This is a genomic window from Mesorhizobium tamadayense (assembly GCF_003863365.1).
Lineage (GTDB): Bacteria > Pseudomonadota > Alphaproteobacteria > Rhizobiales > Rhizobiaceae > Mesorhizobium > Mesorhizobium tamadayense.
In genome coordinates, this window is record NZ_RQXT01000043.1 from 1 (window position 1) to 16,653 (window position 16,653).

A 16,653-nucleotide genomic window follows, 5' to 3' on the forward strand; every position below is an offset into this window, starting at 1 on the left:
CCACGATTTTCGGCAAAATCAAACGCAAAACTAGAGCAGAATCCTAAATTGAATCAAAGCCTTCCGAGTTCTTCACGGACGACTGTATAGATTCGTGGTTAATCGGTACGGTTAAACGGCCTTTAACCTTTGCAATTCATTATCCACGCCGAGGTTCAACTTCGGGCGGTGTCGTCCCGAGGCTTCTTAGGGGTGACAGCATGTTCAATACAGCAAGAATGGCATTGTTTGCCGCGCTGTTCGCGGGAGTGGCCGGACCGGCCCTTGCCGCCGACTTCGCGGAACCACAACCGATCGAGGAAGCTCCGCCGCCGATCGTCGAGGCGCAGCCGGTCGACGTCGGTGGCTGGTATATCCGCGGCGACATCGACTACCACAAGTCTACCTTGCGCGGCATCGACTACATTGTTTATGGCCCACCGCCCGGCACCAACGATTTCGATTTCGGCAAGCTTAAGGGCGGCTTCTCGCTCGGCGGCGGTGTCGGCTACAAGGTCAACGATTACTTCCGCACCGACCTGACCGCCGACTACTGGTTCAAGTCGGACTTCAACGGCCAGACCTCGGATCTGACCACGGTGTCGACCGAAGTGTCGAGGATGAGCGCCCTGTTGCTGCTCGCCAATGCCTATGTCGATATAGGCACCTATCACGGCATCACGCCTTACGTCGGCGCCGGCATCGGCGGTGCGCACATCAAGTGGGACACGGTCCACGATCCGAACACCACCGAGACCAATCCCGGCTCATCCAACTGGCGCTTCGCCTACGCGCTCATGGCCGGCGCTTCCTACTGCTTAACGGATAGGCTCATCCTCGACGCAGGCTACCGCTACACCCATATCCAGGGCGGGCGCATGTTCGAGTTCGATACGACCAGCTCGGGGCCGGGCTTCGACCACGGTATCAACACCCATGAGGTGCGTGGCGGTCTGCGCTATCAGTTCGGCGGCAACAACGGGTGCGCCGCGCCGGTGGTTGCCTATCAGCCGGAGCCGGAACCGATCTACACGAAGTAATCGCTTCGATGTTCCTGAAACTTGCCAACCGCCCGGCGTCAGCCGGGCGGTTTTCGTTTGTGCGCTGCCGGTAAAATCTCATCGGAATCAATTCGGTAACCGCCTGTTATCCTTAACCGGCACTTAACCACTATGGTTAACAATGCTCTTGAAAACGGCGCTCGCGTTCGCGACTGGCGCCAACTTCAGGAGCCGGGGACCATGACATCAAAATCGCGTATCGCACTGGCGCTCGCCGCAATCGTGCTGATGCCGGCGACACAGGCGGTGTCGGCCGACTACGATCCGCCGATCTATGTCGATCAGGCGCCGGACTATCAGCCGGTCGAGGTCGGCTCCGGCTGGTACCTGCGCGGCGATGTCGGCTACGCTTTCAGCCATCCGTTCGAACATCAGATCGCGAACAGCGGATCATCCACCTTCAACAACAACAGCAGCCTGTTCACCGGCAGCGTCGGCATGGGTTATCATGTAAACGACTACTTGCGCGTCGAACTGAACGGCGGCATCCTGCCAACCAATAAGTTCAGCGATAATGCCGTCGTGCCCGATGGTTGCGCGGGCACCACGAATGTTGCCCTCCCCGACGGCAGTGGCGGTTTCATCATCTCGCCGGTCGCCGCGACCGCCGATTGCGTGGCCTCAAACTTCGGTACAAACAAGGGCTACAGCCTGATGGCCAACGGCTATGTCGACCTTGGCACTTATGTCGGGTTGACGCCTTATATCGGCGGCGGCATTGGCGTGGCCTACAACAAGTTTTTCAGAACCCTGGGGGAGCGGGACTGCATCGATGTTCCGTCCAACTCGTCTGGTGTCGGGGGCTTCGCTTGTAATGATCCGGCTGGCTACAAGGGTTCGGAGGACTCCGAAGCCAAGTTCAACCTAGCCTACTCCATCGGCGCAGGGTTTTCTTATCAGGTGACCAAAAATGTCTCCGTCGACCTCGGCTACGAGTATTTCTCGGTCCCAAGCGGCAAATATGTCGCCTATGACAATGGCGCCTTCAATATTCACAAGGGCATCGACTATCAGACGGTCAAGCTCGGGCTGCGCTACGATCTCTGGTGAGCAACGAAAGTCCGGGAATGCCGACGGCGGATCCACGATCCGCCGTTTCGTCTTGCGCCAGGCAGCGGGCGTAAGGCGAATATCCCGCCAGCGACAAAAACTTTGCTCTTGACGCCGGAAGGCTGAAAGCATATCGCCGTCCGTGGGCCACCCCTCCCCAACGAGGGGCCACTATCTGGAAGGATAGACCACGATGACGACGCTTACCAGGCCCGGACTCCGTCCGGCAAACCCCAATTTCTCCTCAGGTCCCTGCGCAAAACGCCCCGGCTGGTCGGTCGAGGCGCTGAAAGCTGCCGCGCTAGGACGCTCCCATCGCGCCAAGATCGGCAAGAGCAAGCTCGAGCAGGCAATCGAGCTGACGCGCGAAGTCCTCAAGGTTCCCGCCGACTACCGCATCGGCATCGTGCCGGCGTCCGACACCGGCGCGGTGGAGATGGCGTTGTGGTCGCTGCTCGGCGAGCGCGGCGTCGACATGGTCGCCTGGGAAAGTTTTGGTTCCGGCTGGGTGACCGATGTCGTCAAGCAGCTCAAGCTCGCCGACGTGCGCAAGCTCGAGGCTGGCTACGGCGAATTGCCGGACTTGACTGAGATCGATTTCGACCGCGACGTGGTCTTCACCTGGAACGGCACGACCTCCGGCGTGCGCGTGCCGAACGGCGATTTCATCCCGGCCGATCGCAAAGGCCTGACCATTTGCGACGCCACCTCGGCCGCCTTCGCGCAACCGCTCGACTTCGAAAAACTCGATGTCGTGACCTTCTCCTGGCAAAAAGTGCTGGGCGGCGAGGGCGCGCACGGCATGCTGATCCTCAGCCCTCGCGCCGTCGAGCGGCTGGAGACCTACAAGCCGGCCTGGCCGCTGCCGAAGATTTTTCGCCTGACCTCCGGCGGCAAGCTGATCGAAGGCATCTTCAAGGGCGAGACCATCAACACGCCGTCGATGCTGTGCGTCGAGGACTATCTCGACGCGCTTCAATGGGCAAAGTCGATCGGCGGCCTGGCAGCGCTGATTGCCCTCGCCGACGCCAATGCCGCGGTGCTCGACCGGTTCGTGGACGAGTCGCCTTGGCTTGGCCATCTGGCCGTCAATCCGGCGACACGCTCGAACACCTCCGTGTGCCTCTCCTTCACGGACGGCCAAGTCGCGGCGCTCGATACCGACGGTCAGGCGGTTTTCGCCAAGGGCATGGTCTCGGCGCTCGAGAAGGAAGGCGTCGCCTACGACATCGGCGCCTATCGCGATGCGCCACCCGGCCTTCGCATCTGGTGCGGCGCAACCGTCGAGACCTCCGATCTCGAAGCGCTGCTGCCCTGGCTCGACTGGGCCTTCGCCACGCAGAAGGCGTCGCTCAAAGCAGCGGCCTGAGTTCCATGGCGGCCAGTGGGCCACCATTTCCCGACACATTCAATTCCCATCAAGGAGGCCGCCATGGCGCCCCGCGTTCTCGTCTCGGATAAACTTTCAACCACCGCCGTGCAGATCTTCAAGAATCACGGCATCGAGGTCGACTACTTGCCCGATCTCGGCAAGGATAAGGAAAAGCTGCTCGAAGTGATCGGTCAGTATGACGGCCTTGCCATCCGCTCGGCGACCAAGGTCACCGAGAAGCTGATCAATGCCGCAACCAGGCTCAAGGTCGTCGGCCGCGCCGGCATCGGCGTCGACAATGTCGACATCCCCGCGGCAAGCCGCAGCGGCATCATCGTGATGAACACGCCCTTCGGCAATTCGATCACCACGGCCGAGCACGCCGTCGCGATGATCTTCGCGCTAGCTCGCCAGATTCCGGAAGCCAACGCCTCCACGCATGCCGGCAGGTGGGAGAAGAACCGCTTCATGGGCATCGAGATCACCGGCAAGACGCTGGGTGTCATCGGCTGCGGCAATATCGGCTCCATCGTCGCGACACGCGGCGTCGGCCTCAAGATGCATGTCGTGGCCTTCGATCCGTTCCTGTCGGACAGCCGCGCCGAAGAGCTCGGCGTCGAGAAAGTCGAGCTCGACGAGCTGTTCGCGCGCGCCGACTTCATCACCTTGCATACGCCGCTGACCGACAAGACGCGCAACATCATCGACGCGGCAGCGATCGCCAAGATGAAGGACGGCGTGCGCATCATCAATTGCGCGCGCGGCGGGCTGGTCGTCGAAGCCGACCTGGTGGCGGCGCTGAAGAGCGGCAAGGTGGCCGGCGCAGGCGTCGATGTTTTCGAGGTCGAACCGGCGGAGAACAACCCGCTGTTCGGCATGGAGAATGTCGTGGCCACCCCGCATCTCGGCGCCTCGACAACGGAGGCGCAGGAGAATGTCGCCCTGCAAGTCGCCGAGCAGATGTCGGACTATCTCATCAAGGGCGCGGTCTCGAACGCCATCAACATGCCTTCGATCACCGCCGAGGAAGCGCCGCGGCTAAAACCCTTCGTCAAGCTCGCCGAGGTGCTCGGCGCCTTTGTCGGCCAGGTCACCGAGGATCCGATCAAGGAGGTCGAGATCCTTTTCGACGGCTCGACCGCGGCGATGAACACGCGGGCGCTGGTCAGCGCCACGCTCGCCGGCCTCATCCGGCCGCAAGTCTCCGACGTCAACATGGTGTCGGCGCCCATCATGGTGAAGGAGCGCGGCATCATCGTCGCCGAGGTCAAGCGCGACAAGTCTGGCGTGTTCGACGGCTATATCAAGCTGACCGTCAAGACCGAGCACATGACGCGCTCGATCGCCGGCACCTGCTTCTCCGACCACAAGCCGCGCTTCATCCAGATCAAGGGCATCAACCTCGACGCCGAGGTCGGCCAGCACATGCTCTACACGACCAATGCCGATGCGCCCGGCATCATCGGCCTGCTCGGCACCGTCTGCGGCGAGAACGGCGTCAACATCGCCAACTTCCAGCTCGGCCGCAACCGGCCGGGCGGCGATGCCATTGCGCTGCTCTATCTCGACGCGCCGTTCCCGGAAAGCGTGCTGGATCAGCTGCGGGCGCACAAATCGATCGACTCGGCCAAGCGGCTCCACTTCGACGTCGGCGCCGCCTGAGACATTTCGAAAAGGCATGCAGAGGCGCGGGGCCGGTTCCGCGCCTTCGTCATCCTGGGGTCTGCGCCGCGTCGCTTCGCTCCTTGCTGCGCCCCGGGATGACGAAGTGAGAGGCGCTTCGGCCATTCACCAAGGCATGCGATCCGCTAACGGAAGCACTATCCCACCTGTGGCAAGCAGGTTAGCCCAAGGCGTTCCGACAACTCAGCGCCTTTGGCCGCTCGCTGTAGCCTGAACCGTGGCGGTCGTCTTTATACCGCTGTATTCGGCGAGCGCGATGCCTCCGAGCACCAGCGCGAGCGCCAGACCCTGATAGAATTGGAACTGCTCGCCGACGATCAGCACCGAGAGCAGCGTGCCGAAGATCGGCACCAGGTTGATGAACAGCCCGGCGCGGTTGGCGCCGATCAGCTCATTGCCCCTGATGTAGAAAATCTGCGAGACGACGGATGCGCCGAGCGCGGTATAGAACGCGACCGCCCATCCTCGCGCGTCCGGGACGATGACGCGGCCGGCCGCTACTTCCCAGACAAAGAAGGGCAACGAGGTCAAAAGCGCGGCGAGCGACGGAGCCAGCATGAGGCTTTGCCGGCGGATGGCCGGCTTCAGGCGCAGCCCCACCGAATAGAGGCTGTAGCAGAGAACCGCGACCAGCATGATGGCGTCGCCGAAATTGAGATCGAGCTTCAGCAGCTGGCTAAGATCGCCATGGCTCGCGGTGAGGGCGACGCCGACGACGGTCAGCGCGACGCCGACAATCTGCAGGCGGTGCACGTGCAGCCGGAACAGTGCGAAATTGGCAAGAATGATGACGATCGGTATGGCGGCCTGCTCGATCGAGACATTGATGGCGGTCGTGTAGTTCAGCGCCGTGTAGAAGATGACGTTGAAGATCGTGAAGCCGCAGGCGCCCAGGCCGGCAATCAGCAGCCAGTGCCGGCGCAATTCAGGCCAGTCCTCGCGAAACGCCCGCCAGCCGACGGGCAGCATGATAAGCACCGCCAGCACCCAGCGCAGGAAAACCAGCGTCATTGGCGATACATGGCCGACCGCTAGCTTGCCGGCCACGGAATTGCCGCCCTATAGCAGCATGGTGGAAAGAAGGAACAAATAGGCAGCTCGATGCATCGCTCAATCCGGGGCGGGAGGCGCGTTCGAAGATAGAAGCCGGCCTATGGCGACAGCCGGGCCAAGTAAATGATGCGAAAGCCGGAATTCGTTGTGCCTAGATTGTTGCGCCTTGGGTGGTTTCGGCGGCAAAGAAGGGTCGCATCGGCCTGCACATGAGGTTATAGAGGCTGTCGTTTCAAGCCGCCTGGGCGGCATCTCAAGGGAAAAGAACATGGCCAATGTGGTGGTCGTCGGCTCACAGTGGGGCGACGAAGGCAAGGGCAAGATCGTCGACTGGCTGTCGGAACGTGCCGACGTGGTCGTGCGCTTCCAGGGCGGCCACAACGCAGGTCACACGCTGGTCGTCGACGGCAAGGTCTACAAGCTGTCGCTCCTGCCGTCCGGCGTGGTCAGGCAGGGCAAGCTGTCGATCATCGGCAACGGCGTGGTCTTCGATCCGCATGCCTTCGTCGCGGAAGTCGCGAAGCTCAAGGAGCAGGGCGTGGACGTGACGCCCGAGCGCCTGAAAATCGCCGAAAACACCGCGCTTATCCTGTCGCTGCACCGGGAGCTGGACGGGTTCCGCGAAGACGCCGCCTCGAATTCCGGAACCAAGATTGGCACGACCCGCCGCGGCATCGGCCCCGCCTACGAGGACAAGGTGGGCCGGCGCGCCGTCCGGGTCATGGATTTGGCGGATTTGGAAACACTTCCCCTGAAGGTCGACAGGCTGCTCACGCACCACAATGCGCTGCGCCGCGGGCTCGGCCATGCCGAGGCGACGCATGAGGCGATCATGCAGGAGCTGACCTCGGTAGCCGGCGAGATCCTGCCTTACATGGACCGCGTCTGGAAGGTGCTCGACGACAAGCGGCGCGCCGGCGAGCGTATCCTGTTCGAGGGCGCGCAAGGCACGCTGCTCGACATCGACCACGGCACCTACCCCTTCGTCACCTCGTCCAACACGGTGGCAGGCCAGGCGGCCGCCGGCTCCGGCACCGGCCCCGGCGCCATCGGCTATGTGCTCGGCATCACCAAGGCCTATACTACGCGCGTCGGCGAAGGCCCGTTCCCGACCGAGCAGAAGAACGAGATCGGCGAGTTCCTCGGCACGCGCGGCCACGAATTCGGCGTCGTCACCGGCCGCAAGCGCCGCTGCGGCTGGTTCGACGCCGTGCTGGTGCGCCAGGCGGTAGCCGTCAACGGCATCAAGGGCATCGCGCTCACCAAGCTCGACGTGCTCGATGGACTGGACGAGATCAAGGTCTGTACCGGCTATCGCCTCGACGGCGAACTGATCGACTATCTGCCGGCCAGCCAGGGCGCCCAGGCGCGCGTCGAGCCGGTCTATGAGACGCTCGAAGGCTGGAAGGGGACGACGGCCGGCGCCAGGAGCTGGAACGATCTGCCGGCGCAAGCCGTCAAATATGTCCGCCACATTGAGGAGCTGATCGGCGCCCCGGTTGCGCTGCTTTCCACCAGCCCGGAACGGGACGACACAATACTTGTGACCGACCCGTTTCAAGACTAGTTTCACAGCCCTTCCCGGCGCTACGACTGATTTGCGGGCCCGGGGAAAGAATGCAGGTCGACTGACGCATGGCGGATTTCGTTAGTGTTCTGAAAAAGCAGCTTGACAAGCACGGCGAGCCCTCGTCCGAGCTGCGCAAGCGGATCTACGAGAATGCTCGTGAGATGCTGGCGAAGAAACTCGCGGAATATTCCCCGCCGCTTTCCGCCGACGTCATCAGCAAGCAGAAACGTTCGCTTGAAGATGCCGTTGTCAGCGTCGAGCGGGAATACACCAAGCCTGCTCCGGCGCCCAAGCTGGCTCCAGCAGAAGATCCGCTGGCGGAGCTGGAGCACATCTTCTCGTCGATCGACCGCAACAAGAACCAGCCAAGCCACGTCCGGCAGCCGCCGGTGACGAAGCCCGAGCCTGCCAAGCCCGAGCCTTTCAAGCCGGCGCCCGCACCGGTCAAGACTGAACCGAGCTGGCAAAGCGCATCAAAGGCAGAACCAAGCTGGCAAAGCGCAGCGAAGCCGGAGCCGAGCTGGCAGAAGACGCCTCCGGCACCACCGCCGATGCCCTCGCCGCGCGAGGAGGACGTCGGCCTGCCCGGCATGAATGCCGCCGAGCCGGAAGACGGCAGCGATGTCTTCGCCAATGACGAGCAGCCGGCCGACACCTTCCAGCGGCTGCGGCCGCCGCCGCGCAAACGCAGCTATGGCGGCTTGATCGCCGCCGTCGTCGTACTGCTGGTGCTGGCCGGCGGCGGTTACGGCATCTGGCTGAACAAGGATGCGTTCGGCTCCATGCTCGGCTTGACAGGCGGCGGCAGCAAGACGGTCTCGACCGAGCCCCTGGTCAAGCCTGTTCCGGTAAAACCAGCGACCGAGACGGCAGCCGCGCCGCCCGCTGGGGGCGCAGCGGGCGCCAACGAGCCGAACGAAACCGTCAAGTTCACCCAGCGCCTGACCCCTGAAGGCAAGGAGATCGATCCCGGCCCGGCCGGCGGGCAGAGCACCATTGGCGAAGGCGAATCCGTTGCCGCGCTGACCACGCCGCCGCCGGCTCAGCCTGCAACGACGACACCGCCCGCCCCCGCCGGCACGCCACCGGCCGCGCAAACTCCTAGCGCGACCCCGCCCGCCGCTGGAGCAACGCCGCCGGCGCCTGCCGGTGCCGCCGCCAATTCGACCGCGCCTGCTACCGGGACCACGCCTCCCGTCGCAGGGACCACGCCGCCTGCGGCTGGCGCGACGCCGCCCGCGTCCGGGACCACGCCCGCGCCGGCGACGGCGGAGGCAACCGTGCCGGTCGGCCAGAAGGCGATCTTCTATGAGGAGCGCACCAGCACGCAGCAGGGCACCGCAGAACCCGGCAGCATCGTCTGGTCACTGGTGCAGGAATCGCCTGGGGGCGACCTGCCGCCGGAGCCGGCGATCCGCGCCGAGGCGACGATACCCGGCAAGGACATCCAGCTGCGCATGACCATCCGGCGCAACACCGACCAGACGCTGCCGGCCAGCCACATCATCGAGATGATCTTCCTGACGCCGGAAGGGTTTGACGGCGGCGGCGTCGACAACATCCTGCGCATCGCCATGAAGAGCTCGGAACAGGACGCCGGCAGCCCGCTGATCGGCATCCCGGCCAAGATCGCCGACGGCTTCTTCCTGGTCGCGCTCAACGACACCAAGGCCGACGAGGACGCCAATCTGACGCTGCTGCGGGGACAGGACTGGATCGATGTACCGGTGGTCTACAAGACCGGACGGCGGGCGCTTCTCACCATGGAAAAGGGCATCCCCGGTGAGAAGGTCTTTGACGAGGCGCTGAAGGCTTGGGCGACGAAGACGTCGGGGTAATACCGCCAGGCTTTGACGTGTCTCCTGAACGCGGCAATCGGCTTCGGGACGGCTTTAGCCCTTGTGTTCCAGCATCGGTGCTGCCCCTCACCTGCCTGCCGGCATCCTCTCCCCGTATAGTGACGGGGAGAGGGGCGCTCTCATCGACGATTTCGCCAATCACCAATGTTGCAAGATGGTCGCTAGACCAATTCCCTTCTCCCCGTTCTACGGGGAGAAGGTGCGGGCAGGCGGATGAGGGGCAGCGCCGACGCTGACATCGATCGCGTCTGGCTAGAATAACCGATATTTAGCCAAGGGTAGCCCGTACTGCCTGACGTAGCCGTTACAGCTTTCAATGGCGTCCTTGTTCTCTTCTTGCCATTGACGGGTCTTTTCGGCAGCAATCGCATTCGCGATGCCTGTCTCGGCGGCGCGAGAAATGTCGATGCTCAACGCCTCGGCATCTTCGACCAATTGCCGGTCAATGGAAATTTTGAGTGTTTTTCGTGAAGATCGGGCAACGGATTCGGGCATATGAGCGCTCCTGTCCGTGCCCATGGATACGCGCGTGAAGGCGCATCTTCAAGCTACCCCTCCATCTCCTCCCGCAGCAGCTCCAACTCCAGCCACTCTTCTTCGAGCGCGGCCAGCGTGGTGCGCTCCTTGTCGAGCGCGGCGATCGTCTTCTGGAAGGAGACCGGATCGCGCTCGTAGAAGGACGGGTCGGCGATGTTGTTCTCCAGCCTGGAGATCGAGGCCGCGACCGCCTCGATCTTCTTCGGCAGGGATTCCAGCGCGAATTTCTGCTTGAAGGAGAGCTTCTTCGCCGGGCCCTTCGGGACGGCCTGCTCAGCCTTCGGCGCAGCGCTTGCGTCGGCGGCTTCGGCTTTCGGCCTTGCCTTGCGGTCCGCCAGCCTCGAGCCGCCGCGCTGCGCCAGCATGTCGGAATAGCCGCCGGCATATTCGATCCAGCGTCCGCCGCCGTCAGGCGCGATGACGCTGGTGACGGTGCGGTCGAGGAAGTCGCGGTCGTGGCTGACCAGGATGACGGTTCCGGCAAAGCCGGCGACGAGCTCCTGCAGCAGCTCCAGCGTCTCCATGTCGAGATCGTTGGTCGGCTCGTCGAGCACCAGGAGGTTGGCGGGGCGCGCCAGCACGCGGGCAAGCAGCAGGCGCGCCCGCTCGCCGCCCGAAAGCTCGCGCACCGGCGTGCGCGCCTGCTCCGGCTTGAACAGAAAATCCTTCATGTAGGAGACGACGTGGCGCTGCTCGCCATTGACGACGAGGTTCTCGCCGCGCCCGTCGGTCAGGTAGTGCGCCAGCGTCTCCTGCGGGTCGACGGCCTCGCGCTTCTGGTCGAGCGTCGCGATCTCCAGATTGACGCCGAGCCGCACAGGGCCGGCATCCGGCGCCAGCTCGCCGGTCAGCATCTTGAGGAGCGTCGTCTTGCCGGCGCCGTTCGGCCCGACCAGGCCGACACGGTCGCCACGCTGGATGCGGGTCGAAAAACCTTTGACCACGGTCAGATCGCCGAAACTCTTCTCGATAGCCTTGGCCTCGATCACCAGCTTGCCGGATTCGGCGGCGTCGCTCGCCACCATCGTCGCCGCGCCCTCGGCGCCGCGATGGCTGCGATGGCGCTGGCGCATGGCCTGGAGCTCGCCGAGGCGGCGCATGTTGCGCTTGCGCCTGGCGGTCACGCCATAGCGCAGCCAGTGCTCCTCGCGCACGATCTGGCGGCCGAGCTTGTGCTGCTCGCGCTCTTCCTCTTCCAGCACCTGGTCGCGCCATTCCTCGAAATGTGCGAAACCCTTGTCCAGCCGCCGCGTCTGGCCGCGGTCAAGCCAGACCGTGGCGCGCGAGACGCGTTCGAGAAAGCGGCGGTCGTGCGAGATCAGGATCACGGCGGAAGAGGTGCGGGCAAGCTCCTCTTCCAGCCATTCGATGACCGACAGGTCGAGATGGTTGGTCGGCTCGTCGAGCAGCAGGATGTCGGGCTCCGGCGCCATGGCGCGGGCAAGCGTGGCGCGGCGCGCTTCACCGCCGGAAAGGTCGTCGGGGCGTTCCTCGCCGGTAAGGCCGAGATGCTCCATCAGATAGGTGGCGCGATGCGGGTCGTCGGCTGGCCCAAGGCCCGCCTCGACATAGGCGCGCACGCTGGCGAAGCCATCCATGTCCGGCATCTGCGGCAGGTAGCGAACCGTCGCCGAAGGCTGGCGGAAGACCTCGCCGTCCTGCGGCTCGATCAGCCCGGCGGCGATCTTGAGCAGCGTCGACTTGCCGGAACCGTTGCGGCCGACAAGCGCGGTCTTCTCGCCGGCGGAGGCGCTGAGTGCTGCGCCATCGAGCAGCGGCGTGCCGCCGAAGGTCAGTTTTATGCCGTCAAGGTTGAGAAGAGGCGGAGCCATGTCAGCTTTCGGGAAGAGGATAGGGGTGGGCGAGCAACAGCGCCCGGCCACGCTCCAGCGCGATCTCGAGCCGGCCCTTGACCTCGTTTGATATGGTGAGCGAGGAGCCGAACGCCACCTCGACGCGGTCTAGCGGCCACTTGGCGCCGGAGACCGTCAGGCCGGCGAGATCGGAGAAGCCAAGCACCGAGAACAGCGTGCCGTCGGCGTAGTCGAAGTCGGCTTTTTTGCCGGGCAGGACGGGCACGCCTTCCTGCGCGCCGCTGGTCAGCAGCACCGTGGTTCCCGCATCGGCCAGCCGCACGCTTAGAGCCAGGTGCAGGAAGGCATGGTCGGCGCGCTTGCCGCCGAAGGCGCCGGCCAGCACCAGCTTGGTGGCGCCGCGCGCGAGCGCCTCCGCGATGGCGAGTTCGCCATCGGTCATGTCCTTTTCGGCCGGAAAGATCTTTTGGGGCACGGCGGCAAGATCCTCCGGCAGGTTCGGCGGCACGGAGTCGAAGTCGCCGACCCAAAGTTCCGGCATGAGGCCAAGCATGCGGGCATGGCCGATGCCGGCGTCGGCGGCGATGACGCGGGAGCCTTCGATCTGGCGATCGAGCCGAGGCGTACGGACGAGGTCGCCGCCAAGCAGGATGGTGAATGTGCCCATGGGCGTCGCCTTACCAGCCCGGCCCGTGAAACGGAAGCCGTGGCCGGGATGCCCGGCAAACTTCCGCTTGCGCAGTGCTGCGGCCCGCCCTATGTCTCGAAACGCTCTAACGGGGTGCCGGACGCTGACTTCGCGAACCGGCTGAGAGGCAACAAAGCCAACCCGCTGAACCTGATCCGGTTTGTACCGGCGGAGGGATTAGACGTTTCGGACCATCCGACGCCTCAATTCCTTTAACGCGAACGAAGGAGGCGCCGATGCGCTCATTATTGTCCCAGCTTGTTCTCGCAACGGGTCTTGTCTCGCTTCTGGCAGGCGTTGGGCCTGCCGAGGCGAAGGACAAGCTCACCGTCTATACCTATGAAAGCTTTACCGCCGACTGGGGTCCGGGACCCGCGGTGAAGAAAGAGTTCGAGGCCGAATGCGGCTGCGATCTCGAATTTGTCTCGGTGGCCGACGGCGTGGCATTGCTCAACCGCGTCAAGCTGGAGGGCGTCGGCACCAAGGCCGATGTCGTGCTCGGCCTCGACACCAACCTGACCGCCGACGCCAAGGCGAGCGGCCTGTTCGCGCCGCATGGCGCCATTGCCGATTTGAATGTGCCCGGCGGTTGGAAGGACGACACTTTCGTTCCCTTCGACTATGGCTATTTCGCCGTCGTCTACGACACCGAGAAGCTGAAGAGCCCACCGAAAAGCCTGAAGGAGCTGGTCGAGGGCAGCGGCGCCGACAAGATCGTCATCCAGGATCCGCGCACCTCGACGCCGGGCCTTGGCCTGCTCTTGTGGGTGAAGTCGGTCTATGGCGACAAGGCGCCGGAAGCCTGGGCCAAGTTGAAGTCCAAGGTTCTGACCGTGACGCCGGGCTGGAGCGAGGCCTACGGCCTGTTCACCAAGGGCGAGGCGCCGATGGTGCTGTCCTACACCACCTCGCCGGCCTACCACATGGTGGCCGAGAACACCGCACGCTACCAGGCGGCGTCATTCGAGGAGGGCGAGTATCTGCAGATCGAGGTCGCCGGCATCACCAAAACCGGCGCCAAGAACCCGCTGGCGGAAAAATTCATCGCTTTCATGAGCGGGCCGAAGTTCCAGGACGTCATCCCCGAGACCAACTGGATGTTCCCGGCCGGCAAGACCGACAAGCCGCTCAACCCGGCCTTCGACAGACTGGTGAAGCCGACCAAGACCTTGCTGTTCAGTCCGGAGGAGGTCGCGGCCAACCGCAAGGCCTGGGTGGATGAGTGGTTGGCGGCGATGAGCAAGTAGCCGGCTTTGATAACTGTCGACCACCCCCCTCTGGCCTGCCGGCCATCTCCACCGCAAGGGGGGAGATCGGCTGTTTCGCCGCCTCGCTCATTTCTGTCACAGTGGAGATTGGCGAAGGCAGCGGAGCGCCTAATCTCCCCCCTTGCGGGGGAGATGGCCGGCAGGCCAGAGGGGGGTGGGCGGGAACTCGGCATTCGTCAGCCATTTGAAACCCATTGCTGTATTGAGTGACGCGGGATGCGCACGCGTCAATCCAATGACTCCCGCACCACCGCCGGCATCGTCGCCCTCGTGGCAGTCGCCTTGCTCATAGGCGGCGCCTTCGCCGGGCTTGTCCTCGAAGGCGCGCGCGATCCATCCGGCGCTCTTGCCGCCTTCGACGGCTATCTCCTGCGCGTCGCCCGCTTCACGCTCTGGCAGGCGCTGCTGTCGACATTGCTGTCGGTCGCGCCGGCGCTGCTGGTGGCACGCGCGCTGTCCAGGCATCCGGGCTTTCCCGGGCGTCGCCTGATCCTGCAGCTCTTCACCGTGCCGCTGGCGCTGCCGGCCATCGTTGCCGCCCTTGGCGTGTTGGCGCTCTACGGCCATGCCGGCTATTTCGCCCACGTGCTCGGCAAGCTCGGCGGCGGGGAGTGGTCGGGCATATATGGCCTCTCCGGTATCCTCATCGCGCATGTCTTCTTCAACCTGCCTTTGGCCACGCGCCTGTTCCTGGAGGCGCTCGGCACGGTGCCGGCCGACCAATGGCGGCTGGCGAGCCAGCTCGGCATAGGCGCCCGGCCGGCCTTCCGGCTGATCGAGTGGCCGGCGTTGCGCTCCGCCTTGCCGGGCGTCGCAGGGCTGGTGTTCATGCTTTGCATCACCTCCTTCACCATCGTGCTGACGCTGGGCGGCGGACCGGCGGCGACGACGCTGGAGGTCGCGATCTACCATTCGCTGCGCTTCGATTTCGATCCGGCCCGGGCGGTGGTGCTGACGCTGCTGCAGATCGGCCTGACCTTTGTCGTGGTCACCGCGCTGACGCGGCTCGGCGCCAACACGGTCGGCGACGCCAATCTGCCGGTGGCGCCGCGCCGCTATCTTTCGGCCGGCAAGGTCGAGGCCGTTCTGAACGCCGGCCTGATCGTGCTTGCCCTGCTGTTCGTCGCCGGGCCGATGGTGGCAATCGTGTTGGCCGGGCGGGAGGCTGATCTTGGGCGGCTGGCCGGCGAGGACGCCGTGCGCCGCGCGACGCTCACCAGCGCCGGGCTCGCCTTCCTCTCGGCGCTGCTTGCCGTGGCGCTGTCGCTATCGCTCATCGCGGCCCGGCGGGCGCTGGCCCTGCGCCGGCGCGCGGGCAGCGCCATGTCGCTGCTCGAGCATGCCACCGACACCGGCGCCGGTTTCGTGCTGGTCGTGCCGCCGATCGTGGTCGGCGCCGGCTGGTTCCTGGCATTGCGCAACGTGACGGATGTGTTCGCCGTCGCGCCCGTCATGGTCGTCGCCGTCAATGCGGTGATGGCGATGCCTTTCGCCATCCGCGCCGTTCGCCCGGCCTACGACGCGGCAAGCGAGCGCCACGAACGGCTTTGCCTGGCGCTCGGCATTTCCGGCTGGAACCGGCTGCGCCTGGTCGACTGGCCGTCGCTTAGGCGGCCTTTAGCCACCGGCTTTGCCTTCGCCATGGCGCTGTCGCTCGGCGATCTCGGCGTGATCGCGCTGTTCGGCAGCGATTCGGTGCAGACCTTGCCCTACCTTCTGCTCGCGCGCATGGGCAGCTACCGCACCGCCGACGCCGCTGGGCTCGCCTTGCTGCTCGGCCTTGTCTGCCTGATACTGGTGGTCGCCGCCGACTGGATGGGCCGGGAAGCAAAGGCATGACAACGACGAGCGACGGCATCGGGGCACAGGAGGCGCTGGCCCTCACGCTGGACGGCGTTTCGTTCAGCTACGGCGAGGCGGCGTTCCGCTTCGATGCCGGGTTCGCCGCCGGCAGGATCACCGCCATCATGGGGCCGAGCGGGTCAGGCAAGTCGACACTGCTCAGCCTGATCGCCGGCTTCGAAACGCCCGACGCGGGCAAGGTGCTGATCGGCGGGATCGATGTCGGCGACGCCGCGCCTTCCGCGCGGCCGGTGTCGATGGTGTTCCAGGAAAACAATCTGTTCGCCCACCTCTCCGTGGAGGGCAATGTCGGACTCGGCCGCACGCCATCGCTCAGGCTTACGTCTGCCGATCGCCACGCGGTTGCGGAAGCGCTGGCGCGCGTCGGCCTTGCCGGCAAGGAGCAGCGGCTTCCGCGCGAGCTTTCCGGCGGCGAGCGGCAACGCGTCGCGCTGGCGAGGGTGCTTCTGCGCGACCGACCGGTGCTTCTGCTCGACGAGCCCTTCGCCTCGCTCGGTCCGGCGCTGCGCGACGACATGCTCGACCTTGTGGCCGGCATCCATGCCGAGCGGCACATGACCGTGCTTTTCGTGACGCACCACCCACAGGACGCGCGCCGCATCGGCCAGGAGATCGTGTTTGTGGACGAGGGCAGGGTCGCGGCAACGGGGTCGGCAGCCGATTTCTTCGACCGCTCTGGACCGGACGCCTTCCGGCGCTATATCGGCGATCGAGGCGGCAGCGTTGCCGGATCACAACATATTGCCCGGAAGCCGACATAATTTTCGGCCAAACCGGCGGCGGGTGATCCGGCGTTTGCTTGCCTTGTCCGGGGGAGTGTGGCTAGGTCCGGCCATACCGGTCCGGAGTAGCTGTG

Annotated in this window: 13 protein-coding genes and 1 riboswitch; of the genes, 9 read left to right on the plus strand and 4 right to left on the minus strand. The window is 64.7% G+C overall.

Translation table 11 applies throughout. The features are described 5' to 3' along the window. Window positions 1–200 precede the first annotated feature (200 nt). The 4 genes from EH240_RS27175 to serA all read left to right on the plus strand — a co-directional run bounded on the left by EH240_RS27175 (window position 201) and on the right by serA (window position 5,124). The gene (locus EH240_RS27175) at window positions 201–1,019 is read left to right on the plus strand and encodes an outer membrane protein (protein ID WP_125004390.1); all 819 of its coding nucleotides are present in this window, start codon (window positions 201–203) and stop codon (window positions 1,017–1,019) included. 201 nt (window positions 1,020–1,220) lie between these two features. Beyond that, window positions 1,221–2,090: an outer membrane protein gene (locus EH240_RS27180; RefSeq protein WP_125004392.1), complete on the plus strand. Its 870-nt coding sequence runs from the start codon at window positions 1,221–1,223 to the stop codon at window positions 2,088–2,090. 193 nt (window positions 2,091–2,283) lie between these two features. Further along, window positions 2,284–3,459 carry a phosphoserine transaminase gene (locus tag EH240_RS27185; RefSeq protein ID WP_125004394.1) on the plus strand — a complete coding sequence of 392 codons (1,176 nt, stop codon included), beginning with the start codon at window positions 2,284–2,286 and terminating at the stop codon, window positions 3,457–3,459. Between the two features lie 63 nt (window positions 3,460–3,522). Further along, window positions 3,523–5,124, plus strand: a complete 1,602-nt coding sequence (gene serA, locus EH240_RS27190; RefSeq protein ID WP_125004396.1) for a phosphoglycerate dehydrogenase — start codon at window positions 3,523–3,525, stop codon at window positions 5,122–5,124. Window positions 5,125–5,328: 204 nt separating this feature from the next. Here the strand turns inward: serA and EH240_RS27195 are convergent, their stop codons facing one another. Further along, window positions 5,329–6,192: a DMT family transporter gene (locus EH240_RS27195; RefSeq protein WP_245436407.1), complete on the minus strand. Its 864-nt coding sequence runs from the start codon at window positions 6,190–6,192 to the stop codon at window positions 5,329–5,331. 274 nt (window positions 6,193–6,466) lie between these two features. Here EH240_RS27195 and EH240_RS27200 point away from each other — a divergent pair, with 274 nt between their 5' ends. After that, the gene (locus EH240_RS27200) at window positions 6,467–7,765 is read left to right on the plus strand and encodes an adenylosuccinate synthase (protein WP_125004398.1); all 1,299 of its coding nucleotides are present in this window, start codon (window positions 6,467–6,469) and stop codon (window positions 7,763–7,765) included. Window positions 7,766–7,833: 68 nt separating this feature from the next. Further along, window positions 7,834–9,606 (plus strand): hypothetical protein, encoded by a 1,773-nt coding sequence (locus tag EH240_RS27205; RefSeq protein ID WP_125004400.1) that lies wholly within the window; start codon window positions 7,834–7,836, stop codon window positions 9,604–9,606. Window positions 9,607–9,879: 273 nt separating this feature from the next. On the opposite strand, the gene EH240_RS27215 is transcribed toward EH240_RS27205, so the two are convergent. From EH240_RS27215 to EH240_RS27225, 3 genes are read right to left on the minus strand one after another with little or no spacing between them, the layout of a single operon-like run. After that, complete coding sequence (locus EH240_RS27215; protein ID WP_125004402.1) at window positions 9,880–10,122, minus strand: type II toxin-antitoxin system CcdA family antitoxin; 243 nt, start codon at window positions 10,120–10,122, stop codon at window positions 9,880–9,882. A gap of 53 nt (window positions 10,123–10,175) precedes the next feature. Next, window positions 10,176–11,996, minus strand: a complete 1,821-nt coding sequence (locus tag EH240_RS27220) for an ABC-F family ATP-binding cassette domain-containing protein (RefSeq protein ID WP_125004404.1) — start codon at window positions 11,994–11,996, stop codon at window positions 10,176–10,178. A gap of 1 nt (window position 11,997) precedes the next feature. Beyond that, window positions 11,998–12,645, minus strand: a complete 648-nt coding sequence (locus tag EH240_RS27225; RefSeq protein ID WP_125004406.1) for a thiamine diphosphokinase — start codon at window positions 12,643–12,645, stop codon at window positions 11,998–12,000. Window positions 12,646–12,745: 100 nt separating this feature from the next. Continuing rightward, window positions 12,746–12,860: riboswitch (TPP riboswitch) on the plus strand. 42 nt (window positions 12,861–12,902) lie between these two features. Between EH240_RS27225 and thiB the strand changes: the two genes are divergently transcribed. The 3 genes from thiB (at window position 12,903) to thiQ (ending at window position 16,558) form a co-directional block, all read left to right on the plus strand. Next, the gene (gene thiB / locus EH240_RS27230) at window positions 12,903–13,913 is read left to right on the plus strand and encodes a thiamine ABC transporter substrate binding subunit (RefSeq protein WP_125004408.1); all 1,011 of its coding nucleotides are present in this window, start codon (window positions 12,903–12,905) and stop codon (window positions 13,911–13,913) included. Window positions 13,914–14,150: 237 nt separating this feature from the next. Further along, a complete protein-coding gene (gene thiP / locus EH240_RS27240) occupies window positions 14,151–15,773 on the plus strand; it encodes a thiamine/thiamine pyrophosphate ABC transporter permease (RefSeq protein ID WP_125004412.1) in 1,623 nt (540 codons plus the stop codon). Beyond that, on the plus strand, window positions 15,770–16,558 hold the full coding sequence (gene thiQ, locus EH240_RS27245) for a thiamine ABC transporter ATP-binding protein (protein ID WP_125004414.1): 789 nt from the start codon (window positions 15,770–15,772) through the stop codon (window positions 16,556–16,558). The genes thiP and thiQ overlap by 4 nt, the downstream gene beginning before the upstream one ends. Window positions 16,559–16,653: the final 95 nt, after the last annotated feature.

Coding starts and splice junctions, on each gene's coding strand:
- EH240_RS27175 (WP_125004390.1), top strand. CDS start 201: ATGTTCAATACAGCAAGAATGGCATTGTTTGCCGCGCTGTTCGCGGGA.
- EH240_RS27180 (WP_125004392.1), top strand. CDS start 1,221: ATGACATCAAAATCGCGTATCGCACTGGCGCTCGCCGCAATCGTGCTG.
- EH240_RS27185 (WP_125004394.1), top strand. CDS start 2,284: ATGACGACGCTTACCAGGCCCGGACTCCGTCCGGCAAACCCCAATTTC.
- serA (WP_125004396.1), top strand. CDS start 3,523: ATGGCGCCCCGCGTTCTCGTCTCGGATAAACTTTCAACCACCGCCGTG.
- EH240_RS27200 (WP_125004398.1), top strand. CDS start 6,467: ATGGCCAATGTGGTGGTCGTCGGCTCACAGTGGGGCGACGAAGGCAAG.
- EH240_RS27205 (WP_125004400.1), top strand. CDS start 7,834: ATGGCGGATTTCGTTAGTGTTCTGAAAAAGCAGCTTGACAAGCACGGC.
- EH240_RS27215 (WP_125004402.1), bottom strand. CDS start 10,122: ATGCCCGAATCCGTTGCCCGATCTTCACGAAAAACACTCAAAATTTCC.
- EH240_RS27220 (WP_125004404.1), bottom strand. CDS start 11,996: ATGGCTCCGCCTCTTCTCAACCTTGACGGCATAAAACTGACCTTCGGC.
- EH240_RS27225 (WP_125004406.1), bottom strand. CDS start 12,645: ATGGGCACATTCACCATCCTGCTTGGCGGCGACCTCGTCCGTACGCCT.
- thiB (WP_125004408.1), top strand. CDS start 12,903: ATGCGCTCATTATTGTCCCAGCTTGTTCTCGCAACGGGTCTTGTCTCG.
- thiP (WP_125004412.1), top strand. CDS start 14,151: ATGCGCACGCGTCAATCCAATGACTCCCGCACCACCGCCGGCATCGTC.
- thiQ (WP_125004414.1), top strand. CDS start 15,770: ATGACAACGACGAGCGACGGCATCGGGGCACAGGAGGCGCTGGCCCTC.